Source organism: Paenibacillus camerounensis (assembly GCF_000723885.1).
GTDB classification, from domain to species: Bacteria; Bacillota; Bacilli; order Paenibacillales; family Paenibacillaceae; genus Paenibacillus_AQ; species Paenibacillus_AQ camerounensis.
Genome location: NZ_CCDG010000005.1, coordinates 89,652 through 113,868 on the forward strand (window position 1 = coordinate 89,652; position 24,217 = coordinate 113,868).

Annotated in this window: 21 protein-coding genes; 18 read left to right on the forward strand and 3 right to left on the reverse strand. The window is 54.3% G+C overall.

What is annotated here, in order from left to right:
- Positions 1–52 precede the first annotated feature (52 nt).
- From BN3772_RS01650 to BN3772_RS01680, 8 genes are all read left to right on the forward strand, one after another.
- On the forward strand, positions 53–865 hold the full coding sequence (locus BN3772_RS01650) for an ABC transporter permease (protein WP_042195970.1): 813 nt from the start codon (positions 53–55) through the stop codon (positions 863–865).
- A 14-nt stretch (positions 866–879) separates the two neighbouring features.
- Entirely contained in the window at positions 880–1,767 is an 888-nt protein-coding gene (locus BN3772_RS01655) for an ABC transporter permease (protein WP_052380329.1), read from the forward strand.
- A gap of 24 nt (positions 1,768–1,791) precedes the next feature.
- Complete coding sequence (locus BN3772_RS01660; protein WP_042195972.1) at positions 1,792–3,402, forward strand: FAD-dependent oxidoreductase; 1,611 nt, start codon at positions 1,792–1,794, stop codon at positions 3,400–3,402.
- Positions 3,399–3,731: a 4Fe-4S binding protein gene (locus BN3772_RS01665; RefSeq protein WP_042195974.1), complete on the forward strand. Its 333-nt coding sequence runs from the start codon at positions 3,399–3,401 to the stop codon at positions 3,729–3,731. Before BN3772_RS01660 ends, BN3772_RS01665 begins: the two co-directional genes overlap by 4 nt.
- 53 nt (positions 3,732–3,784) lie before the next feature.
- Positions 3,785–4,849, forward strand: coding sequence for an ABC transporter substrate-binding protein (locus tag BN3772_RS01670; protein ID WP_042195977.1), 1,065 nt, complete (start codon positions 3,785–3,787; stop codon positions 4,847–4,849).
- Positions 4,850–4,902: 53 nt separating this feature from the next.
- Complete coding sequence (locus BN3772_RS30485; RefSeq protein ID WP_157643524.1) at positions 4,903–5,070, forward strand: hypothetical protein; 168 nt, start codon at positions 4,903–4,905, stop codon at positions 5,068–5,070.
- A gap of 557 nt (positions 5,071–5,627) precedes the next feature.
- Positions 5,628–7,232 carry an FAD-binding protein gene (locus BN3772_RS01675; RefSeq protein WP_042195979.1) on the forward strand — a complete coding sequence of 535 codons (1,605 nt, stop codon included), beginning with the start codon at positions 5,628–5,630 and terminating at the stop codon, positions 7,230–7,232.
- On the forward strand, positions 7,229–7,573 hold the full coding sequence (locus BN3772_RS01680; protein WP_042195981.1) for a 4Fe-4S dicluster domain-containing protein: 345 nt from the start codon (positions 7,229–7,231) through the stop codon (positions 7,571–7,573). Before BN3772_RS01675 ends, BN3772_RS01680 begins: the two co-directional genes overlap by 4 nt.
- Before the next feature lie 234 nt (positions 7,574–7,807).
- Here the strand turns inward: BN3772_RS01680 and BN3772_RS01685 are convergent, their stop codons facing one another.
- Positions 7,808–8,356: a glutathione peroxidase gene (locus tag BN3772_RS01685; protein WP_042195983.1), complete on the reverse strand. Its 549-nt coding sequence runs from the start codon at positions 8,354–8,356 to the stop codon at positions 7,808–7,810.
- 204 nt (positions 8,357–8,560) lie between these two features.
- Between BN3772_RS01685 and BN3772_RS01690 the strand changes: the two genes are divergently transcribed.
- The 6 genes from BN3772_RS01690 to BN3772_RS01720 all read left to right on the forward strand — a co-directional run bounded on the left by BN3772_RS01690 (position 8,561) and on the right by BN3772_RS01720 (position 16,581).
- Complete coding sequence (locus BN3772_RS01690) at positions 8,561–9,235, forward strand: Na-translocating system protein MpsC family protein (RefSeq protein WP_042180913.1); 675 nt, start codon at positions 8,561–8,563, stop codon at positions 9,233–9,235.
- Positions 9,236–9,372: 137 nt separating this feature from the next.
- Positions 9,373–9,771 (forward strand): response regulator, encoded by a 399-nt coding sequence (locus tag BN3772_RS01695; RefSeq protein WP_042195986.1) that lies wholly within the window; start codon positions 9,373–9,375, stop codon positions 9,769–9,771.
- A gap of 232 nt (positions 9,772–10,003) precedes the next feature.
- A complete protein-coding gene (locus BN3772_RS01700; protein WP_052380330.1) occupies positions 10,004–12,304 on the forward strand; it encodes a PAS domain-containing hybrid sensor histidine kinase/response regulator in 2,301 nt (766 codons plus the stop codon).
- A gap of 485 nt (positions 12,305–12,789) precedes the next feature.
- The gene (locus tag BN3772_RS01705) at positions 12,790–13,866 is read left to right on the forward strand and encodes a bifunctional 3-deoxy-7-phosphoheptulonate synthase/chorismate mutase (RefSeq protein ID WP_042195989.1); all 1,077 of its coding nucleotides are present in this window, start codon (positions 12,790–12,792) and stop codon (positions 13,864–13,866) included.
- A gap of 190 nt (positions 13,867–14,056) precedes the next feature.
- Positions 14,057–15,514: a SulP family inorganic anion transporter gene (locus BN3772_RS01710; RefSeq protein WP_042196033.1), complete on the forward strand. Its 1,458-nt coding sequence runs from the start codon at positions 14,057–14,059 to the stop codon at positions 15,512–15,514.
- Between the two features lie 188 nt (positions 15,515–15,702).
- On the forward strand, positions 15,703–16,581 hold the full coding sequence (locus tag BN3772_RS01720; protein ID WP_157643525.1) for a hypothetical protein: 879 nt from the start codon (positions 15,703–15,705) through the stop codon (positions 16,579–16,581).
- 92 nt (positions 16,582–16,673) lie between these two features.
- Here BN3772_RS01720 and BN3772_RS01725 read toward each other — a convergent pair whose 3' ends face one another.
- Together BN3772_RS01725 and BN3772_RS01730 are read right to left on the reverse strand one after the other, a co-directional pair.
- Positions 16,674–17,690 (reverse strand): ketoacyl-ACP synthase III, encoded by a 1,017-nt coding sequence (locus BN3772_RS01725; protein WP_042195996.1) that lies wholly within the window; start codon positions 17,688–17,690, stop codon positions 16,674–16,676.
- Positions 17,691–17,699: 9 nt separating this feature from the next.
- The gene (locus BN3772_RS01730; RefSeq protein WP_042195998.1) at positions 17,700–18,041 is read right to left on the reverse strand and encodes a hypothetical protein; all 342 of its coding nucleotides are present in this window, start codon (positions 18,039–18,041) and stop codon (positions 17,700–17,702) included.
- A gap of 293 nt (positions 18,042–18,334) precedes the next feature.
- On the opposite strand from BN3772_RS01730, the gene deoC reads away from it, so the two are divergent.
- The 4 genes from deoC to BN3772_RS01750 all read left to right on the forward strand — a co-directional run bounded on the left by deoC (position 18,335) and on the right by BN3772_RS01750 (position 22,778).
- Positions 18,335–19,012 (forward strand): deoxyribose-phosphate aldolase, encoded by a 678-nt coding sequence (deoC, locus tag BN3772_RS01735; protein WP_042196001.1) that lies wholly within the window; start codon positions 18,335–18,337, stop codon positions 19,010–19,012.
- Positions 19,013–19,120: 108 nt separating this feature from the next.
- Entirely contained in the window at positions 19,121–19,639 is a 519-nt protein-coding gene (locus BN3772_RS01740) for a GNAT family N-acetyltransferase (protein WP_042196002.1), read from the forward strand.
- 316 nt (positions 19,640–19,955) lie between these two features.
- Positions 19,956–21,248 carry a homocysteine synthase gene (locus BN3772_RS01745; protein WP_042196004.1) on the forward strand — a complete coding sequence of 431 codons (1,293 nt, stop codon included), beginning with the start codon at positions 19,956–19,958 and terminating at the stop codon, positions 21,246–21,248.
- Between the two features lie 444 nt (positions 21,249–21,692).
- Positions 21,693–22,778: a hypothetical protein gene (locus BN3772_RS01750; RefSeq protein ID WP_157643526.1), complete on the forward strand. Its 1,086-nt coding sequence runs from the start codon at positions 21,693–21,695 to the stop codon at positions 22,776–22,778.
- Positions 22,779–24,217: the final 1,439 nt, after the last annotated feature.

A 24,217-nucleotide genomic window follows, 5' to 3' on the forward strand; every position in this document is an offset into this window, starting at 1 on the left:
TCCGACTTAAACTATGAGAATTATTAACTATAAGCATGAAGGAGGCGTTTAGATGAGCAACCAGGCTGTGACTGCAGGGAGAGCCGGCAGACCCGGCAGACCCGGAAAAGCGGTTATTGCCGGACTCGGCCTGCTGCTGCCGGGAAGCCTGCTGGTCTCGTGGCAGCTGCTTGGTCATTACGGAATGTTGTCGGAGATGCTGTTTCCGACTCCTTACACGATAGCCAAATCTTTTATTGCACTGGCAGCAAGCGGCGATTTGTGGAGCCATTTCCGGGTCAGCGCCGTGCGGGCCTTCTCCGGATTTCTGCTCGGCGGGGGACTGGGGCTGCTGCTGGGCATTCTGGTCGGACTGTTCCGCAGATCGGAGCGGCTGCTGGACCCGTCCTTACAGATGATCCGGATGATTCCGAGTCTGGCGGTGGTGCCGCTCTTCATCCTCTGGTTCGGGATCGGCGAGGAATCGAAAGTGCTGCTGATCGCAAAAGGCGCGTTCTTCCCGGTGTATATTAACACCTTCATGGGCATCCGCGGCACGGACAACAAGCTGTTTGAAGTATCCAGGGTGCTCGGGTTCAGCAAGATACAGCAGGTTCTCCGGCTGGTGCTGCCGGCGGCAGTGCCGAATATTATGCTGGGTGTACGCCTGTCGCTGGGACTGTCCTGGCTGGGACTGGTCGTGGCTGAACTGATTGCATCGACCTCGGGTATCGGCTACATGATGTCGGATGCCCGCCAGTTTGCCGATACGCCGGTTGTATTTGTCGGAATTATTGTGTTTGCCGCTGCCGGGCTGCTTAGCGATACAGTTGTCCGTCTGATCGAACGGCGGCTGCTGAGATGGAAGGACAGCTATCAAGGATAGGAGGAATGTACAGCATGAGCAACGGGGCAGAAATGATTGTGAAATCAGCAAAAACGGTAAGGGAGGCACATGATTACACCGGAACAGCACCTATCTCTGCTTCTAACAAGCAGAAAAGAGTGTATTCTGACCGGACAAAAAATCTTCTGTCCGATTGGGCAGCCGGAGCTGCCATACCGGTGGCAGTCATTGCGCTATGGCAGCTCGGCGGCAGTGCAGGCTGGATCCCGCCGGAGTTTTTGCCTACGCCCTGGTCTATTCTTTCCGCCTTTGCCGGACTCGCGGCCAGCGGAGAGCTGCTCCATCACCTCGGTGTCAGCATCGGCCGGGCAGGGCTTGGATATGTAATCGGCGGAGTCCTTGGCCTGCTGCTTGGCGTACTGACCGGGTTGTTCCGCAAAGCGGAGTATCTGCTTGACCCCAGCGTTCAGGTACTGCGGCTGGTTCCGCATCTCGCCATTGCCCCGCTGATTATTCTCTGGTTCGGCTTCGGCGAGGTGTCGAAGGTAGCTATTATTCTGAGCGGCGCCTTCTTCCCGCTGTATATTAACACTTTTATGGGTATCCGCAGTGTGGATAACAAGCTGTTCGAGGTAGCCAGAGTGCTTGGCTTCGGGCCGCTGCAGAAGCTGCGCCGGCTGATTCTGCCGGCCGCGCTGCCCGGTATTCTGCTGGGGCTGCGCCTCTCAATGGCCGTGGCCTGGATCGGCCTGGTCGTTGCCGAGCTGATCGGTTCTTCTTCCGGGGTAGGCTTCCTGATTAACGAGGCCAAGCAGAACTCCAATACAGAGGTCATCTTTGTAGGCATCATTATTTTCGCCATTGTCGGTAAGCTGATTGATTCCTTATTCCGTGTCATCGAACGCAGGCTGCTGCACTGGCGGGACAGCTATCAGGGCTAATTATATCAAGGGGGCTGAAGGTAAATGAATCATTCTATAGGACATATAGGGACATTGAATCTGCAGGCGGATGTGCTGGTAATCGGAGGAGGGCCGGCAGGCACTTGGGCTGCACTTACGGCAGCGGCAAAGGGCGCCAAGGTTATTCTGGCCGATAAAGGCTACTGCGGCTCCAGCGGAGCAACTGCGCCGTCAGGCACGGGTGTGTGGTATGTGCAGCCGGATGACAGGCTGCGAGAGGAAGCCAAGGCCAGCCGCTACTCTATGGGCGGCAAGCTGGCGGAGCACCGCTGGATGGACCGGGTGCTGGACCGCACTTATGAGAATATGAACCGGCTGGGTGTTTCCGGATACCCGTTCCCGCTGGATGAGCACGGCAACCAGTACCGCCGGAGCCTGCAGGGGCCGGAATACATGCGGCTGATGCGCAGGCTGGTCAAGAAGGCAGGAGTGAAGATTCTTGATCACAGCCCGGCGCTTGAGCTGCTGGCCGATGAGCATGGTGTTGCCGGGGCTACCGGCGTGCAGACCCAGAGCGGGGAGGGCTGGAGTGTCCAGGCGGGAGCGGTGGTCATCGCGACCGGCGGCTGTGCTTTCCTTAGCAGGGCGCTGGGCTGCAATGTGCTGACCGGAGACGGCTATCTGTTCGCCGCTGAGGCCGGGGCCAGCCTGTCGGGCATGGAATTCTCCAATGCCTATGCGATCTGCCCGACCTTCTCCTCCGTGACCAAGACCGCCTATTACAGCTATGCCAGCTTCTATTATGAAGACGGCAGCGTGGTAGAGGGGGCAGGGTCCAAAAAAGGCCGTTCAGTCATCGCCCGTAATCTGCTGGCCGGACGCCAGGTCTATGCGAAGCTTGACGGTGCTTCTGAGGATCTGCAGCCGCTGCTGCGGGTTGCCCAGACGAATTTCTTCCTGCCGTTTGACCGCCGGGGCATCAATCCGTTCAAGGATGCTTTCCCGGTCACGCTCCGGCTGGAAGGCACGGTACGCGGCACCGGCGGCATCCGCATAACGGATGAGGACTGCGGCACCGGCGTTCCGGGCCTGTATGCAGCAGGAGACGCGGCAACCCGCGAGCTGATCTGCGGCGGCTTCACCGGCGGCGGCAGCCATAATGCCGCCTGGGCCATGTCCTCCGGCTCCTTTGCCGGAGAAGGCGCAGCTGCTTATGCCGCCGGACTGGGGCGGCACGCAGCCGACCGCAAGCCTCGCGGGCTATCCTCTTCGCCGCTGGTTGACCAGCAGGTGAAGCCGGGAACGGCGGCACGTACAGCGGAGTTCGTCTCGGCTGTGCAGGACGAAGTTAAGCCGTACGACATTAATCTGTTCCGTACGGAGCAGGGACTGAACGCCTCGCTTGGCCGGCTGGACGAATTGTGGAAGGAGCAGCGCAGCCGGGAAATCCAGCGTACGCCAGAAGGGGTGAAGGCCCGCGAGGCGGAAGCCATGACAGCGACCGCCCGCTGGATGTACAGCTCCGCACTGGCCCGGACAGAGACGAGAGGCATGCATAAACGCGAGGATTACAGGGAGACGGACAACAGCCAGCATCACCGGCTGATCAGCGGCGGGCTGGATCAGGTATGGGTCAAGACAGAAGAAGTTGCGAAGGAGAGTGTACTACTGTGATTGAAGTCATCAGCGCTTCCAGGTGTGTAGAGTGTAACCAGTGTGTATCCGTCTGCCCGACGAATGTATTCGACCGGGTAGAAGACGGAATTCCCGTCATCGCCCGGCAGAGCGATTGCCAGACCTGCTTCATGTGTGAGCTGTATTGCCCTGCCGATGCGCTATATGTCGCACCTGATTCCGAAACGGTTATCGGTGTGACCGAGGCGGAGCTGGAAGAGCAGGGGCTGCTCGGCGGGTACAGGGAAAAGGTAGGCTGGGGCAGAGGCAGACAGCCGGTGGCAAGCCATGACTTTATGTATAAGCTGGCGGCTAGGGCCGGGTTCTAGAAAGTCCGGCAGCCGCAATCATCAGATAACAGACCGAGGGGAGAACAACATTAATGAAAACGTACAGAGAGATTCAAGGCGGACGGAAAAAGGGGGCTCGCGGGGTGCTGCTCGCAAGCCTGGTCATGATTATGCTGGTATTGCAGGCCTGCGGCAATAATACAGGCTCCGGCAACGGAGCCCCGGCAGCGGGCGGCAATAATACTGCTGAAGCGGCTGGCAGCGGGACAGCAGCGGCCACTGCGCTGGCTGTACTGAATTTCGGCTTTATCGGCTCCAATAAGCTGAATGTGCCGGGCGGCGCGGAGGGCTGGGGCTTTTATAAGGGAATCATTCAGGAGGAGCTTAAGAAATATGGAATTACCGAAGTGAAGCTGACCGGCTTCCCGAACGGACCGGACCAGACGGAGTCGCTGATCAGCGGCCGGCTTGATTTCGGCAGCCTTGGGGATACCCCGGCCATCATCGCTTACGCTTCCGGCGCCAAAACCCGCCTGATCTCGCAATCCTCGGCCCACACTGTAGGCTATCTGATCGGTAAAAAGGACGGCCCGAAGACCGTTAAGGATCTGCAGGGTAAGACCATTGCTATCCAGAAAGGCTCCTTCATGCACCGTTATGTGGCAGGATTGCTGCAGCAGGAGGGGGTAACCGACTACAAGCTGGTGCACATGCTGATTCCTGATGCGACCGCAGCGCTCGCCAGAGGGGATGTCGATGCGACGACCAACCTCGGCGTTCCGGCTTTGAAGCTGATTGATGAAGGCTATACCCACCTTGACGATGCCTCGAAGCATCCGGACCTGCTGGGCTCCAGCGCTACTGTTGTCTCGGAGGAATATCTGGAGAAATTCCCGGACTTCCCGAAGGTATGGAATGAGGCGCGTGAAAAAGCGCTGGCGGATCTCAAGCAGCATGAAGATGAGTATTATGAATTCCTCGCTGAAATCGGTAATACCACACCGGAGCTGGCCAAACAGGTCAATCCGATCAGCGACATCAAGGATACCGCCTTTACGGAGGAAGGTACCAAGCTGCTGGAGGGCACCAAAAACTTCCTGGTCGAAGAAAAGCTGGCCAAAAAAGACTTCAACATCACCGACTGGCAGCTTCAGTAACGTTCAAGCGGTGGGAGGAGCTTAGTGGCTTAAGCGCAAACAGGCCTGCAGCGGTGTCAAGCATTAGACTGCGGCTGAGGAACGGACAGTATCCGGAGGGGACGGTAAGAATCCCTTCCGGCAGCGTCCGCGACAGTAATACTGTGAGCAGCAAAAGTGAAGGCGGGAGGGAGAGAGCCGGGGCGTATGAACGCTGGAATGCCGGCACGCCAAGCGTATAAATAGATGATCCGGCAGGTGTTCCCGCTAACTTAATTGGATTTTCTCCTCCTAATTTCATTATTTTCAGGAAAATATAATAATTAGTTAGAAAAAGTCTGCCTAATTCGGTCTATATCCCCTTTTTGAGTATATTAGGCGCAATTAGGTGGCGTTTTTCCCACTAATGCTCACATATCGGAGTGTGAAGGGAGAATAGGTGGCGAATTTCCACTTAAATGGATGAGTTACGCCTGCAAGTCGATCTGCTGTGAAGAAGATGCTAAATATTACTTAAATATCAACCTTTGTAGCATAGCAGTATACCCGGAAACTCCGTATTGTTACTTTACCTTTAATATACGCGCACTCGTTTACTGGTACATCAACTTGTACACGCGCTCGCCCGTTCACGCTTAAGCAACTTAAGCAACCTTCTGTCGCTATCTCTTTCTTTGGGTAATACCCTCATTTTTATCGATACTTAACCACATTAATCCCAACTGTGCATGGGAGTATTTACAATCAAGGCTGCGAACACCATACAGCGAGAGCTAGCACACATTTAAGGAGGAATACAATGCCGCAGCAGCAGATAACAACAGATGTGCTTGTGCTGGGAGGCGGCCCGGCCGGGGCATGGGCGGCATGGAATGCGGCCTCGCAAGGCGCTGAGGTTATACTTGCCGATAAAGGTTACCTGGGGACAAGCGGTGCTACAGCGCCGGGCGGGACTACGCTGCTGGTGATTCCGCCGGTAGCCGAGCTGCGTGATGCGGCAGTCCGGTCCAGACTGCAGGCAGGCGGCTACCTGTCGGAGAACAGCTGGATTCACCGGGTGCTGGATCAGGTGGAGCAGAATCTGGAGCAGATTGAGGAGTGGGGCTACCCTTTTCCGAAGGATGAGGATGGCAACCCGCTGCGTACCCATCTGCACGGGCCGGAGTATATGAAGATTATGCGGCGTGTTGTGCGCAAGGCGGGGGTGAAGATCTGGGACCAGTCTCCGGCGCTGGAGCTGCTGTATGATGAGCACGGTGCCGGGGGAGCCCGCGGCATTAACCGGCTGACCGGGGAGGCCTGGGAAGTACGGGCGAACGCGGTGGTTATCGCTACGGGCGGCTGCGCCTTTCTCAGCAAAGGTCTGGGCTGCAATGTGCTGACCGGAGAAGGCCTGCTGATGTCTGCTGAAATAGGGGCAGACCTGTCGGGAATGGAGTTCACCCGGCAATATGCCCCGAGCTTCGCGGACGGAACGGTGACGCGCGGACGGATGCTGGCCTGGGCGACGCTGTATGATCAGGCCGGGAATCCGCTGCACCGCGGCGACCGCACCTTCGGCAGCATCCCGGAGCTGATGCTGAAGGGGCCGGTCTATGCCTCGCTGGATCTGGCGGATACAGAGGCGAAGCAGCAGTTCCTGCGCAGCGCCCATCCGATCTTTTTCATGCCGCTGGAGCGGGCGGGAATTAATCCGTTCAAGGATAAATTCCCGCTCACGCTCCGCTATGAAGGCACGATGCGCGGCACGGGCGGCCTGCGCCTGACCGGCGCCGACTGCAGCACCACGGTGCCGGGCCTGTATGCCGCGGGAGATGCCGCCTCCCGCGAGAAGGTCACCGGCGCCATCTCCGGCGGCGGCGCCTACAACGCCTCCTGGGCCATCTGCAGCGGCAGCTGGGCTGGCCTTGGAGCAGCCAGGCACGCGCTGTCGCAGCGGTGCCTGGCCGGCAGCCGGCAGCTCCGCGCCGCCGGCCGGATGGGGCTTGCCGGCGGCGCCCCGGCAAGCAGAACGCTGGACCCGAAGCCGCTGATTGCGGCGGTCCAGCAGGAAATCCTGCCGCTGCGGATCAATTACTTCCGCAGCGAGCCCGTGGTAGCCGCAGCGCTGCAGCGGCTGGATAGCCTGATGCCCTATATCACCGGCCGCCCGCCGGCCACGGTACAGGGCATCGTGCAGTCCCGTGAAGCGGCGGCCATGCTGCAGGCCGGCCGCTGGATCTACACCGCTGCGCTGGCCCGCAAAGAGAGCCGGGGACTGCAGCGGCTGGCAGAATATCCGGCGCTGGACCCGCGCCAGACCCACCGGCTGATTCTGTCGGGCATCGACCGGATCAGCATCAGCACGGAAAGTGTGCCGCACGCCAGTGAGCTGCCGGTACCCAGAGAGGGGCGGGCCATATGATTGAACTGGTCAGCACAGACCGCTGCATCGGCTGCAGACTGTGCGTGAAAGTATGTCCGGTCAATGTATTTGACATGCAGGGCAAGCTGGCTGTCATCGCCCGCCAGGAGGATTGCCAGACCTGCTTCATGTGCGAGGCTTATTGTCCTGTGGACGCGCTTTACGTAGCGCCGCAGGCAGACGAGTCTGTTCATGTAGAGGAACAGGAGCTGATCGCCTCAGGGCTGCTCGGCAGCTGGAGGGCTGAGATCGGCTGGAATCCGGGGGCGGAGGACACGATGGCGGAGCGGGATACGACGCCCTTCTTTGAGGAGTTCACCGAGACCTTCCGCAGTAAATAAGAGGAGTGCAGGGCTGGAGGCTTGTCCGGCCAGCGCCAGCTTTGCCCATCGGCCGCAGCAGTCCGGCCATTAAAATAGGGTGTTCCGTAAGCCAGTTTATTCTGCGGCTTCGGGACACCCTTTTTTGAAGTCTGTCTTTTTCAGTGCTGTTTCCAACATTACTCTTCTCAACTTTACTGTTCTCAATATTACTATTCTGCACTTTACTGTTTTTTTGAGGCAATTCCGGTAAAGCTATTCCTGCAGCAGCTTCAGGACAGCCGGCTCAATATCCAGCGGATCAACAGGAGATTCAAAGCGCTCCACCACATTGCCGTCACGGTCAATCAGGAACTTGGTGAAATTCCACTTTACTTCATCGTCGGCCAGGGAAGCGGGATCACGTTCCTCAAGCATCTTCTGCAGCAGCCGGCTGCCGGAGTGATCCTGGTCGAAGCCGGCAAAGCCCGCCTCAGAGGTCAGGTAGCTGAACAAAGGATGTTTACCTGGGCCTTTGACATCAATCTTTTCAAACAGGGGAAAGCTGACACCATAGTTAATCTGGCAGAACACGTCAACCTCTTCGTTTGTGCCGGGTTCCTCCCCGAACTGGTTGCTGGGAAAGCCGAGAATCTGGAAGCTGCGGTCCTGGAACTTCTCATACAGCTTTTGCAGGTCAGAATATTGTGGAGTGAACCCGCATTTGCTGGCGGTATTCACGATCAGCAGTACGTTTCCTTTATATTGTTCGAGGCTTGTTTCTTTTCCGCGGATATTACGGGCAGTATATTTATGGATACTCATTGGCAGCTTCAGCCTCCCGGTGACGCATAATTTATTTACAACAATTTAATTGTATGAAATTCAAAATTTGCTGTCAAACGATCTGATTATTTTTTTTATGTACGAAGCAGGCTGTTGAGATTATACTAAGATGAACGAACCGTTTCTTCAGCAGGCAGAGCATCTCCCCGGGTATAACAAAGAATATATTGCTGGAGGAAATTTATGAGCACTACAGAACTTACTAGCCAACTTTCCAGTTTTACAGGTAGACTGCTTAGAGAACGTTTCGGAAAAGGTCCCGAGTCTATCCATGCTTCCATCGGAGAACAGTGCATCGCACTGCATATCCGGAATTTCATCGGGCCTGTTGAGAGATTTCTGCTGAACAAAGAAGAAGAGCAGGCATTCCGCTATACGCGCGAGCTCTTGATGAAATCCCTGCTTCCTGAGCTTTCGGCTTACCTGAAGGATACGATGGCTATTGAGGTCAGTGAAATATTTTATGACTGGGGTATACATAATGCTTCCGGGATGATTGTTGCACTTATCAAAAACGCTGGAGTAGCTGTCGATGATTATGCCGGACGTGAGCACGTACATGCCCAGATCAACGAAGTTAGCCGGAAGGTGCAGAAGGAACCCGTGTTCACCGACTCCTGGTGGCTCGGACCGCGTATTCTGATCATTAAGCGTGAAGGCATTCTGATTCCTTTGGAGAAGGAACTGATTGGCCTCGGCTATGAGAATACACTCAAGACAACGAAACGCAAAATGGAAAAACGTTATCTGGAAGACACCACGACCATTGCGCCAATGCTGGGCAAAGAGCTGTCTGACATTTATGTGGATTGGGATTTTGATAAAGATACAAGTGTGATCGCATATACGTTTCACTAAATAACATATGGGGCGGAAATGAGTCGGACATGCGAATGAGCCGAACATGAGCCGAAGAAGGGGTGATAGGACCCTCTCTTCGGCTTTTTCTTTTTTCAGGAAATTCGGCGACCGTGAACATTGGGGGGATCAGGCAAATGGAGGAGTATCGGCAGAGCGTGCTGTATGTAGAAGATAATGAGCTGAATATGGCTCTGATGCATCATGTCTTCAAAAAAAATCTGCCCTCCGTATTGCTGCTGAAAGCCGAAACAGCGGAACTGGGACTGGAGATTGCAGCCCGCCAGCTGCCCGATCTGATTATTCTGGACATCGGCTTGCCCGGTATGAACGGCTACGAGGCCATAGAACGGCTGAAAGGCAGTGAGGCTACCCGGCATATACCGGTTATGGCGATCAGTGCGTTTGCGCTGCGTTCAGATATTGAACAGGCCATGAACATCGGCTTTGCCGCTTATATTACCAAACCTTTTCAGGTCAAAGTCTTTACGGATACCGTTAAAAAAATGTTAGCAGGTGATCCTTCTACAGACTAGGCCAAGGTTTACGCGAGATTATTAGAGGTGGAGAACTGGGGAGAGCTCCGTCTAACGGCCGGTTTGTCAGAAAAAGAATGGTATTCGCTGTGCAGCGACTTTTTGCATTTAAAAGTGGTGTTTTTTTCCTGCTGGCAGCATTTGACTTTCGCCCGTAGATGCAAGATATTAATATTACAGATTTTAATTAATTTCTTTGCTTTTAATACTCCACAAACGGGCGGTGGATCAGATGGTCAGACATCATCCAGAAGCGCTTTCCTCCTTTGGGCAAGCGTATCAGGCGGGTACTGTCGGAGCAGCCTTTCTCTCTCTTGAGCATAACTGGACAAGCATCAGTCCGGAAGTAACCTCACTGCTGGGGTACACGGAAGAGCAGCTGCTGGGGCAAGATTTCAGGAAGCTTTTATCGAATGATTCTGTGGAGTTATATAGCGGGCATACGGGAGCTCTCAACACAAGCGGGGTTCCCTTTTTTGAAAGCGGAATCCGGATGCTTCATGCGCTGGGAGAGCTTGTCCCGCTGCGTCTGCACAGCTCGCTTATACGAGATCCATCCACTGGGGCTGCGCTGTTCTATGTCATTCAACTAACGGAGCAGCAAGAGGTACCGGCTGTGCCTGCCGGCTATGTTCCGGAGGACGAGCTCTACCGTCTGATTGCTGTCAATATCAGGGACATCCTGTATTACGCGACACCGGATCAGGTGTGCAGGTACTGCTCACCGTCTGTCCGGGAGGTGCTGGGTTATGAGCCTTCAGAGCTGATAGGCAGTGATATAGGCAGTCTTATTCATCCAGAGGATCTTATAGTGCTTAGCGGGCCGCAAACAGAGGACGTCCAGAGCATTCAGCTGCGGATTCTTCATGCTGGCGGGCATTACGTGTGGCTTGAATTTACGCTGCGCTCATTAGAGGGGCAGAAGAACCCGGGCGTACTCGCTGTAGGACGTGACATCACCGAACGCAAAAATGTTGAACAGAAGCTGCAGGAATCGATAGAGCGCTATACCTCGCTGAAAAAATACAACCACGATGCGATTATCTCTCTGGATCTTTCAGGGACTATCATCAACGGCAATGAGCAGGCCTGCCAGCTGACAGGCTATACCATTCCTGAACTGGCAGGAATGAATGCTGGCAGGATTATCGGGGAGCAGCATCTGCAGGCTGTGCTCAGATATAACGGAGCCGATCACGGCGGGCAGCGGAATAACGACTTTATCCGGCATAAAGACGGCCACACTGTCGAAGTGCTGACTTCGGTTGCACCGATTATCATTAATAAAGCCAAGGTAGGATTCTATATTATTGTTAAGGATATTACCGAACAGAAGAAGCTGCTGATCGCCAAGGAGACGGCGGAGAGTACAAACCGGGCCAAAAGTGAGTTCCTGGCGATGATGAGCCACGAAATCCGTACTCCGATGAACGGCGTGCTCGGAATGACGGACCTGCTGCTTGATATGAGTGAGCAGGGCTCGATGCAGCGCGAGTATCTGGAAATTATCCGGCAGAGCGGCGACACGCTTCTGAGTATCATTAACGATATTCTGGATTTCTCCAAGAACGAAGCAGGCAAAACAGAGCTCCACGAGCAGTCTTTTGTGCTTAAAGACTGCTTAGACTCCGTGCTTGAGCTGCTGCTGCGCAAAGCAGAAATGAAGGGATTGTCCATGGCGGTCCATATCCGCCCGGATGTGCCGGGGACTGTTATCGGAGACAGTGAGCGGCTGAAGCAGGTGCTGTTTAACCTGGTGGGCAACGCAGTGAAGTTTACTTACAGCGGCGGGGTTACAGTCAGGGTCTCCCTCCTGGAACAGCAGGCAGGAGAGGTCAAACTGCACTTTACCGTAGCGGATACCGGGATAGGCATCCCTGAGCATTCCCGGGGCAGGCTGTTTGAGCCGTTTGTCCAGCTGGATCATTCTATGGGCCACAGGCATGAGGGGACCGGACTGGGACTGGCGATTTCCAGACAGCTGGTTGAGCTGATGGGGGGAACCATCAGTCTGAATACCGCCGTGCAGCAGGGAACTGCGTTTGAATTCACAGTTAAGCTGCGTCTGCCAAGCGGACTGCCAGCTTCGCAGGGCGGCGCAGTATCTGCTGGTTCAGGCCAGGTGAGCCGGGTTCTGCGGATTCTGGTTGCGGAGGATAACGAGATTAATCAGATCGTCCTGCGTAAAATTCTGGAGAAGCGGGGCTTTTCCGTTGAGGTTGTAGCTGATGGCCTGCAGGTAGTGGAGCTGGCAGAAGCAGCAGCTTATGATCTTATATTTATGGATGTGCAGATGCCCGGAATGAACGGGCTGGAAGCTACCAGAATAATCAGACAGACGCTTTCTCCTGAGCGTCAGCCGGTCATTATTGCGGTTACAGCAAATGCGCTTAAGGGAGACCGGGAGCACTGCCTAGAGGCGGGAATGGATGAATATATCAGCAAGCCGCTGCGCAGTGAGGCTGTCACGAACCTGATCGCCAGATTTTTCAGTAATGCAGAGGGGTCACAATATCTGGTTGAACGGGAATAAGCCGGCAATAAGCTTCTTACAATGGGTTGAATGATAATTTATTGCGATAAAGCTGCAGAGCGGTGCAATAAACCCTTGCATCCCATAAGCATTTTGATTAAGATAGCAGAAACCGGCGCATAAGACGCGCCGATATAGCTATACAGGCAATGACGAAGAGAGTAAGCGCTGCAAGCGGATCTTAACAGGGAAGGCGTGCCGGAGACTGAGAGCACCCTCATGAGACGTTTAGCGCTGAAGTTCACTTCCGAGCCGGCCCCTGAAGTATCTGCTGCAGCATTTATGCGTAGGAGGGTCCGCGCCCCGCGTTACCGGGTGTAAGACAGAGTTAGTTCAGGTCTGGGGAAAGGCAATTCCGTTTCCTCTGCCATGTATTTGGGCTAGTCTCTAAATAAGGGTGGTACCACGGCTCCTCGTCCCTTGCGACGGGGGGCCTTTTTGCGTTCATAAATATTAAATATTATCTAAGAGGGAGTGGAAGGTAAATGACGAATGTCGAATTGGATGAACTGAGAGCGCGCCTGGACGAGATCAACGGACAGCTGCTGGAGCTGATCTCGGAGCGTGCACAGGTTGTACAGGAAATTGGAGCGGTTAAAGAAAAGCAGGGCGTACCGAAATTTGATCCGGAACGTGAAAAAGCGATGCTGGAGAAGCTTGTAGCGAGCAACAAAGGACCTTTCACCGCGGGAACAATCCGCAGCCTCTTCAAACAGATTTTCGCTGCTTCTCTGGATCTGCAATCCGCCGAGCATAAGAAAAGCCTGCTCGTCAGCCGGAAAACCCACAAAGCGGACACGGTTATCGTCCTGCCGGGAGATGTCGCGATTGGCGGCCTGTCCTCTGTAATGGTTGCCGGTCCCTGCTCTGTTGAAAGTGAACAGCAGACCCGCACTGTAGCCGCAGCCCTGCAGAAGGCCGGAATCAAGGTTATGCGCGGCGGCGCCTTCAAGCCCCGGACCTCACCGTATGATTTCCAGGGGCTGGGCATGGACGGACTGCGTATCCTCCGTGAAGCTGCCGACGAATACGGCCTGCTGACAATCAGTGAAATTGTTGATCCGGCCCATCTGGAGCCGGCGCTGGATTATGTGGATATTATCCAGATCGGCGCGCGGAACATGCAGAACTTCGAGCTGCTCAAAGCCGCCGGTGAGCTGAACAAGCCGGTGCTGCTGAAGCGCGGTCTGGCAGCAACAATGGAGGAATTCCTCCATGCAGCAGAATACATCATGTCACGCGGCAACATGCAGGTAATGCTGATCGAGCGCGGAATACGCACGTACGAGAAATGGACGCGTAATACGCTTGATATCTCGGCAGTGCCGATTCTCAAGCAGGAGAGCCACCTGCCGGTACTGGTGGATGTTACCCACTCCACCGGACGCAAGGATATCCTGATCCCCTGTGCGAAGGCTGCGCTTGCTGCCGGGGCCGACGGTATCATGGTTGAAGTGCATCCCGACCCGGCTACTGCGCTCTCCGATGCAGCACAGCAGCTGAATATTGAGGAGTTCAATACCTTCTTCAGTGAGGTTAAGGCTTCCGGCCTGTTCCGTTAATTTAAATAAACCGGATTTTTGAGTAAACAGAAGAAATGTAGAGAAATAAATTGAAATAAGCGCTTACAAGTGCAGGCGTGGCTTTTGTGGCTGTTAAGGCTGTCGGGTACAATGAATAGCATTGGCGTTGCACCGGACAGGAGCATCTTCGGGATGCTCCTATACCTTATCAGACACAGGAGGAAGCTGCATTTTGAAGCACATACAATTGAATAACGGTTGGTTCTCCAACACCCGCAGTGATATTCTGTCCGGTATGACGGTGGCGATTGCGCTGATTCCGGAAGCGATCGCTTTTTCCATTCTGGCCGGAGTCAGCCCGATGGTCGGCTTATACGCCTCCTTTTGCATTGCGGTAATTACCGCCATTGCCGGAGGCCGTCCGGGAATGATCTCAGCGGCGACCGGGGCGATGGCGCTGCTGGTCGGCAGCCTGGTGCTGAATCACGGCATCGAGTATCTGTTCGCAGCAACGATCCTCTGCGGAATCTTTCAGATTCTGATGGGCCTGCTGAAGCTCGGCAGATTTATCACCTTCCTGCCGCAGCCGGTCATGACCGGCTTCGTCAATGCGCTGGCTATTCTGATCTTTATGGCGCAGCTGGTGCACTTCAAGGGACAGGGCTGGATCATGTATGCCCTGGTGGCCCTTACCCTGGTCATTATATACACGATTCCGCGCTTCACGAAGGCTGTACCTTCGGCACTTGTCGCCATTATTATCGTATCTGTGCTGAGCATCGTGCTTGACCTTGATGTGAACCGGGTCGGGGATATGGGTGAGATTACATCGGCTCTGCCGTTGTTCCATCTCCCGCAGCTGCCGTTTACGCTGGACATGCTGCTGACTATTCTGCCGTATTCCTTATCGCTTGCCGTAGTCGGGCTGCTGGAGTCGCTCATGACAGCAACACTGATCGACGATATTACGGGCACTCCGAGTGACAAGAACCGTGAAGCTAAAGGCCAGGGCCTGGCCAATATCGTCACCGGCTTCTTCGGCGGGATGGCAGGCTGTGCAATGATCGGCCAGTCTATGGTCAACATGAAATCCGGCGGGCGGACCCGCCTGTCCACCTTTGTATCCGGCGTGTTCCTGCTGATCCTGATTCTTGTGCTCGGGGATGTGGTGAAGCAGATTCCGATGGGGGCGCTGGTAGGTGTCATGATCATGGTCTGTATCAGCACCTTTGAATGGAGCTCCTTAACAGCGCTGATCCGGGTTCCGCGTGCGGATGCCCTGGTTATGATTGTGACGGTAGTAACGGTGGTAGCTACAGATAATTTGTCAATCGGCGTTCTGTTCGGCGTGCTGCTCAGCGCAGTATCCTTTGCCTGGAAAATGGCTTCGATCAGCCTGAATACCCATACCTCCGGGGAGGCCGTTACGTATACAGTGGCGGGGCAGCTGTTCTTTGGAACCACAAGCCATTTTGTCCAGGAATTCAACTATGAGGATGACCCTCAGCAGATTATCATCGACTTCGCCCATTCCCATGTATGGGATCAGTCCGGCGCCGGTGCCATTGCTAAGGTAATCAGTAAATACAAGGCGCTCGGTAAAAAAGTAACCGTCACCGGATTAAATGAGCAAAGCACACAGCTCATTGACCGGATCGGGCTTGGCTTATCCGGCGGACATGCTTAACGGAGTTAATCTCAAGAAGAAATGACAGCTTTCTCTGCGGAGAAGGCTGTTTTTTTATGCGCGGTGATTGTGACAGCCGGAAATGCAACAACATTTTAATCGGCTGGCGTCTATAAAGTTACCTCTAAACGCCAGGAACTGACTATACTTTCAGGTATGAGTTTCCAGAAAAGCTGAGGTGCTAACCGATGAAAGTTATGCTGACTACCAAACCGTCGGTACTGTTTGCCGCTTCACTGCTTCTGCTCACGGCAGGCTGCGGCTTCTCCGGCAGCGGTACTAACACGGAAGACGCTTCTATTGCTTCATCCGCAGCCGCTGCTGCATTAACCGCTCCGGCTGCTCCCGGCACACCGTCCGTTCCTGCTGCTGCACCGTCTGATGCACCCGCACCGCCATCTTCAGCAGGAAGCATAGCAGCTTCCGGTCAGGCGGGCGTAATCATGCCGGACTGGCAGGTAGTGAAGCGGCTGCCGCAGGCTGAGGGATGGTCAGGCATTCCTGCAGATGCAGAGACAGTTTCAGTGCAGCGGCTGGAGGATTTCACAGCCGGCATTGCCATTACCTTTTATACGCTTCCGGGAGATGAGGATTACGTGTATGCTGACCTAGGAACAGCCACAGCCCATTACAGCCTTGGCTCAGTCGGCACCTACAATTACCGCAAGCCGGAGGATCTGAAGGCAGCTGGAGTATCTGTTTTTAACAGCCGGATACTAAAAATTACCGGAGGACTGGGTGCCAATTTAGCGCTTAGCAGTTACTACATGATAGATGAAGCGGGAGTACCGGCGGGGATATTGCTGGTGGACACCGGACATACCCGTGAAGCAGATATTGACCGTGACGGAACCGCTGAAGTGATATCAGCCCACGGTACGCCGATGACTGCCTATGTGTACCGCTGGCATGACGGGTACGCAGAGGAGGCGTATCTAAATGATGCTCTGCAGGCGGATTCCGTGGTACTGAGAGAGGATCTGATCTTTGAAGCCTCTGATCTCGGTGAATCAGAGGTGACGGAATACCGGTTTACCCCGGAAGGCTTAATACGGCAGCACCCTTAGATAACAAGAGAGCCTTACCCGCCGGTCCTTAACCGGGGGAAGGCTCTCGATGATGCCGGACTTCACTGCACAGGCTCGTTAGCGAGGCTGTACTAGTATTGATAGAGCATGGTAGGAATCTGCCAGCCTGCTCCAACAGACCAGAAGATAATATAATCTCCGCGCTGAATCCTGCCTTCTTCCACTCCGCGCCAAAAGGCGATAAACGGGCTGCTCGTTGCCGTATAGCCGAACTCACCGCCCACGTAAACGAACCTTCCGTCGTTTTCCTCTGCTTCCAGGTCAAGTCCTTCACGGATCAGCTCTATATTCTTCAATGAAAACTGGGACAGGCAGAATGCGGAAATATCTTCAGCTGTCAGGCCGTTGCGGTCCAGCAGCTCCTTGATATCATGAATGGCTGCATCTACACATACCGAGCCGTCAAAAGGAATCCAGCGCAGCTTGAAATCCTCGGGCGTCAGGCCGTCACGATAGATGCCCGACAGCCCGCATGCCGGGAACGTAATACCCTCCCAAATCGCAGAATCTGTATAATACAGCGAATCCCTGAAGCCGGGAGCCTCAGGGGTCCGCTCCAGAATAACGGCAGCTGCGGCATCCCCGAAGTTGGCGTATGTAATCTCATCGTCTGTCCTGCAGTTAATGGAGCTGTAGTCACTGCCGACAATCAGCGCATAGCGGACGCTGCGGTTAGCCTGCATGTACCGGCTGGCCTGCTCCACGGCGGTTACCATTCCGGCGCAGTTGGCATTGGAATCCAGCGTAACCGTGCGGTGCTTGCCGCCGAGCCGGTGATGCAGCAGCAGGGCATTCGTCGGATAGGTATATTCCGGTGTCTGTGAGGCGAATACGATCATATCGAGATCCTCACCCTGCAGTCCGGCATCCGCAAGCGCCTTGGCCGCAGCCTCATACCCCATGGTCAGCGCATTCTCATGGCTGTTATTAATAATGTATCGTTGCTCACGGCCCATGACTTGTAGAAACCTCTTGATATCCTTGCCGAGGGCGGCAAAGTGCTCCAAGTAATAATCATTGTCTACCACATGCTGCGGATGATAATAAGCGGCAGTGCGAATTCTGATATTGTCTCCGGTATGTTCCATGAGCGTCACCTATACTTCGATAATTTCGTAATTTTCGAGTTTGGTACTGCGGGCTACCCGGCTGAGCTGCATTTTGAGAATAGGGCTCTTGGTGATGGTAAAGACCACTTTCTTAAAGCCGGACTGCTGATACAAAAGATAGCACTGCTCCAGCATAGGCAGCACATCGGAAGTGGAGACATTCAGGCCAGTGCAATCCAGTACAATATCGTATTTGGCTGGATCGAACCTGCTCACAATCTCATTGTATTCCTGGATAAACCTTCCGGCATCCTCCTCTGACATGGTTCCTTCGACCTGAACGTTTAGAATGGATTCTGCGGCATTGTTGGCAAAATTAAAGCTTCCCATCTTTCTGAACCTCTCCTTCTCCTCGAAAAATGTTAATAAAAGCAAATCTTTGTCTTAATAAGGATACGAATCCATTATAACGATTGTTGATGTTTTTAAAAGGGATATTTTTCATATTTAACCTATTCACTTTTTTATATTTATAAATAGGGATTGTTATCCCGGCCAAGGTAAGCAGGTAAGCGTATTTATAAGGAGCCGCAGCCGTTAAGCTTTCCAAAGCAGGCGACTATTGGTATGATTACAAGGGATGAGAACGTCTATAAATATCTGCAGCCATGGAGGAATTAATAATGAGTGACAACACAATATCCCGGATCATAGATCATACGCTTCTTAAAGCGGATGCCCGTAAGGATGATATTATTAAGCTGGCGGAAGAAGCCAAAACCTACAAATTTGCATCTGTCTGCGTTAACCCGGCATGGGTGGCAGCGGCCCATGAAGTGCTGAAGGACACCCCGGAGGTCAAGGTATGTACCGTTATCGGCTTCCCGCTGGGCGCTTCAACTCCGGAGGCCAAAGCCTTTGAAACAACCAATGCTATTTCTAATGGTGCCGGAGAAGTGGACATGGTTATTAACATTGGTGCGTTAAAAGACGGGGACAACGAGCTGGTGCGCCGTGATATCGCAGCTGTGGTTGAGGCGGCACGCGGTAAAGCGCTGACCAAGGTTATTATCGAGACCTGTCTTTTGAGCGAAGAAGAAAAGGTACGCGCCTGCAAGCTTGCTGTAGAAGCCGGTGCAGACTTTGTGAAGACTTCGACCGGCTTCTCCACAGGCGGAGCAACGAAGGAAGATATCGCATTGATGCGTGCTACCGTCGGCCCTGACATCGGCGTTAAAGCTTCCGGCGGCGTACGCAGCAGCGAAGACGCGCTGATCATGATCGGTGCAGGAGCAACCCGGATCGGTACCAGCGGCGGCGTAGCCATTGCCAAAGGCGAGCAGAGCCAGAGCAGCTACTAACAGGCCGTTTTTAGCGGCAGGACAAGCAGGAGAACATTGAATGATTGTGTTCTTCTGCTTTTTTGTATATTGTGGACGGTAAATTAGGGTAGGGCAGGAGGAAGAAGGATGGAGGAGAAGTTTGCTTTTCCGGATATGGAGACAGAGCGTTTGTACATACGGGTGTTACAAGAAAGCGACAGCACAGCGGTATTCCGGCATTTTGCGGATGAAGAGGTTACGCGGTACATGGACATTCCCCCTTGTAAAGAACTCGCAGAGGCGTCAGAGATTATCCGGTTCCACACAGAGGATTCCGGCTGCCGCTGGGGGATTTTTGACAAAGCTACCGGACAGCTGGCGGGAACCCTGGGGTACCACTGCTGGGTAACCGGAGAACAGTCCAGGGCGGAAATCGGCTATGATCTGTCCAGCAGCTGGTGGGGCCGTGGGCTTATGACTGAGGCTATCTCTCCGGTTATCCGGTTTGGCTTCGGTGATATGGGGCTGGAGCTGATAGAAGCAACCGCTGATCCGGCTAATGAACGCTCTGCCAGGCTGCTGGAGCGGCTCGGGTTTCAGCATAAGGAGGAGCTGGTGGACGGCCTGGTATATTATTTTTTGCCGAAGCCGCGGGCTGGAGAGTAGCAGGATTGTTACTGGCGGATTGCCTGGACGGTATGGGGCTGTATAGCAGGGAGGTAAGCTGGAGGCAGGCAGTGGAGTGAGCGGGGAGGCTGGCAGAAGGAGTGGATTTGAAATGGAATGTAAGCGTGTACTTTTGTGCGGGTTTAGGCTAATCTGGAGTGAAGAGAACCGCTAGAAGGTCATCTTTTATAAATATAATAAAACACACCGGATTAATGCGATTTTTTGCTTCCCAAATGACATCATTTGTGAGAGAATAGTTACAATTCTTAAATGAGAATGTTTTCCATTGATGATCACAGGGGAGGAAATACCAATGTCAGAAGACCGCAAGCTGTCATTCGAAACTTTGGCTGTTCATGCCGGCCAGGAGATTGACCCTACCACATTATCACGTGCTGTACCGCTGTATCAGACTACCTCTTATGGCTTCCGGGATGCCGAGCATGCTGCGAACCTGTTTGCGCTGAAGGAATTCGGCAATATTTATACGCGTCTGATGAATCCGACTACCGATGTATTCGAGCAGCGGATTGCGGCACTTGAAGGCGGGGCAGGGGCATTGGCGACAGCTTCCGGCCAGGCGGCTATTTCCTTCTCTATATTGAATATTGCGGGTGCAGGCGATGAGGTTGTATCCTCGGCAAGCCTGTACGGCGGGACGTATAATCTGTTCTCAACCACTCTGCCTAAGCTGGGAATTAAAGTGAATTTTGTAGATTCGGATAACCCGGAGAATTTCCGCGCCGCTATTACGGATAAGACGAAGGCTCTTTATGCTGAAACTATCGGCAATCCGCAGGGAAATGTACTGGATATTGAGGCTGTGGCAGCGATTGCCCATGAGCATGGTATTCCGCTGATTGTCGACAATACCTTCCCTAGCCCGTACCTGCTGCGTCCAATTGAGCACGGAGCGGATATCGTAGTCCATTCGGCTACCAAATTTATCGGCGGACACGGCACGTCTATCGGGGGAATTATCGTTGACGGGGGTAAGTTTGACTGGAAGGCAAGCGGTAAGTTCCCTGGCCTGACCGAGCCGGACCCGAGCTATCACGGTCTGGTCTACTCGGAAGCGCTTGGACCGATTGCTTATATTATCAAAGCCCGCGTTCAGCTGCTGCGCGACCTGGGGGCAGCGATTTCGCCGTTCAACTCCTGGCTGCTGCTGCAGGGACTGGAAACGCTGCATCTGCGGCTGGAACGCCATAGCCAGAATGCGCTCAAGGTGGCGCAGTTCCTGGAGAGCCATGAAGATGTAGAGTGGGTCAGCTATGCCGGCCTGCCGAGTCACCCTTCTTATAAGCTTGCGCAGAAATATCTGTCAAAAGGCCAGGGAGCCATCCTAACCTTCGGCATTAAGGGCGGGGCTGAAGCCGGGGTTAAGCTGATCGAGAATGTGAAGCTGTTCTCCCATCTGGCCAATGTCGGCGATTCGAAGTCGCTGATTATTCATCCGGCGAGTACTACACACCAGCAGTTATCGGCTGAAGAGCAGGCGGCTGCAGGCGTTAAGCCTGAGCTTTTGCGCCTGTCCATCGGTACCGAATCAATCGATGATATCCTGTTTGATCTGCAGCAGGCGATTGCCGCAAGCCAGCAATAAACACAACAGCCACTATGCGATGACATGACCCTGCTCCTGTTCTACATGGGCGGCGTCTGAAAGCGTGTAAGGCGTGTAACGCGTTAGAAGCATCTGCATCTCTGCTGGTTCTAACGGCTGCTGTCGTTATAAGGAGATTTTCCGTTTTTCGGGGAATAAGCCTCTACCGCATTTGACTCCGTTCAGCCTAATAGGCCGGACAGGAGGAGGATGCGGGCAGGGGCTTTTTTGGGCTGTACGCGTCTGTGTGACAGCTGGTACCTACAGAGCGCTCTTAGCATCGGGATTCTCCCTGCTTAAAGCGTTTTACTGGATGTGTAACGAAGATCTGTTATCGTTCTGATACCGCTTGCATATTTCAGGAAATACTCCCGTATCTATAAGAGGTAGAAGCGCAACATGCCGGTAACCGCCTGTATGTACATCAAGGCCGGCAGCAATCCAATGCCAATAAAGGTGGGTGCGGGGATGAAGGGTGAACAACAGCAGGATTACAATCGTGATATTGGGGAGCGCCCGTTCAAGTATAGTGCTGCTGACCGGGCGCTGGGAGTGGAGATGAGCCAGGCTGCATCTGTGGCTTCCGCTGCAGCGGAGTTTATCACCGGAGACAGGCGGGGCAGAGGCGCGGAGCCTCCCGGCCGCTCTTATCTGAAGCGGACCGCAGACCGTTCTGCCTTCCTGGTGCTGCGTGAGGGAAACGCAGACCGGTCTTTGCAGCGGGATGAATCCGGCTCATTCCCGGCCGGGCCCTGTCTGATCCGGAGTGAGGAATGGCTGCAGACCCCGGAGCTGGGCGGCTTATATGAATGCTGGCTGAACAGCGAAGATGCGCTCCAGGCTGAGCGTTCCCTGCAGCGCATCTATTACCGGCTGCGGGCCGCCTCCGCCGCCCTGCTGGAATCAGCGGACCGCATTTGGGCCGCTGTCACACTGCTGCACACGCCGGAGCTGGCGGCCCGGCCTGCCAAGCTGGCGGAGCTGCAGGATGTGCAGCTCGAAGCCCTGTTCGCCGCCGTGGCGGCGAACCAGCGGCTGGGCAGCGACAGCCGCATTGATCTGCTGGCGGCGTACCCCGCCAGCGTGGCTGAATTCGCGGCGCAGCGCGAATTCATCGAGGACGTGGCCGAGCAGACCCTCGGCCACGCTTACGCGGCGGCGTGCAGCATCGGGGCGCTAATCGCCCCCGGTGTGCCGCCCGCCGCCGCGGGGGAAATCGCGCGCATCGCCGATTTCCTGGTGCTTGACAGCGCGGCGGACCTGGCCGCGCCGGAGGAGTCCGCCGCCGCGGACTTCGTCCTGGCGGCGGAAGCCGCGCTTGCCGCCGTGCGGCGCGTGAAGCCGGCGGCGGTTGTGCTCGCCGCCGGTCCTGCGGCGGCGGGAGCGCTTGCCGATCTGTACCGGATCGGCATGAGCGGGATCTTTTGCAGCGCCGGCCAGCGGACCGAAGCGCTGCTGCGGGCGGCCTGCCTGACCTGGATAGCCCGGCAGGACAGCAGCACTGATACAGCCGCCGAAGGATGGCTGTAGGCTTGAACCCTTGTAGCGCACCTGAGTACCGTCGTGCACTAACCTGAACCGCCATAGGTAACACTGCGCATTGATTAGGCATCAATTGCAGCACCGGTGTATTATCCGCTTTTTCTTGAATCGTCGTCCAAGTAATGTTATATATAGTCCGTTTGCTAACGTACACAACTTAAGGTTACTTCTGTGTTCGTCAAGCTGTTACGGTAACATCATTATTGGATCTAAACTGCTACGCCGTTTATTATGCCGTCTATTATGCCGTCTATCGTATCCTGCGTGCCCCGCCTAACATCTACTTTGAACAGCCTGTATACACGCAGAGATACGAGTTGCGAGTTACGAGATACAGGTACCAGGAAGTGCAGGGCTGGCTCCGGCAGGCGGCTCTGCACTTCTTTATGAGTCCTTTGGCGTTGCTGGGGAACAAGGGATTGTCTCCAGCTAACTCGGGGAGCAGCTGTTACCTGCTGTACTTTCAGTATAGTGATTCAGGCGTTATCCTGCTTAAGAGCGGATATCGCCTTTTGTAGTTGCAGAGAATGCAGCTATTGTGTCGAAGCAGGGAAGCAGGGAAGCAGGAGAGCAGGAGAGCAGAAGAACAGGAGAGCAGGAGAACAGGGGAAGCAGCAGGAATTAAATGCATGGAGTAGAACATCCCTGATTATTTATGTGGCAGCAACGTTTCTGCAGGGGGACTGAGCTTATTAAGTTGAAAAACGCCACCTATTTCTTGTCTTTTTCCTGAGAAAAGGCTATTAGTGGGAAAAACTCCACTTGATTTACTAATTATCACCTACTAGTAAGTAATTAAGTATGATTAGGCGGAGTTTATCCAATTAATGATCACAGAAGCTGAGAAATGGTGGAATTAGGTGGCGAAAATCCAAATAAATGCCCGCTCCATTCGCTAAGAAAACATCCTCAGTACTGCAACGCCCAACTTTCTCACGAATCCGCTCGCAAGTCTCTATCCGATCTTCCTGCGAATCTGATCCCGAGCCGCTATCCAATCATCCGCTCCCCGGCAGCTCGCCAAACGGTGCGCCAATCACCTCATTTGTAGCTCTTCAATTAATACACTAATCTGCTCCCCGGCAGCACGCCAAACAGCGCTCCAATCACTTCTCCAGCATCTCTTCAATTACCGCTCTAATACTTCCTCGAATCCGCTCGCAAGCCGCAATCCAATCCTCTCACTATTCCGCTGCCGAGTCGCAATCCAATCCTCCGCTCCCCGGCAGCTCGCCAAACAGCGCTCCAATCACTTCTCCAGCATCTCTTCAATTACCGCTCTAATACTCCCTCGAATCCGCTCGCAAGCCGCAATCCAATCCTCTCACTATTCCGCTGCCGAGTCGCAATCCAATCCTCCGCTCCCCGGCAGCTCGCCAAACAGCGCTCCAATCACTTCTCCAGCACCTCTTCAATTACCACACTAA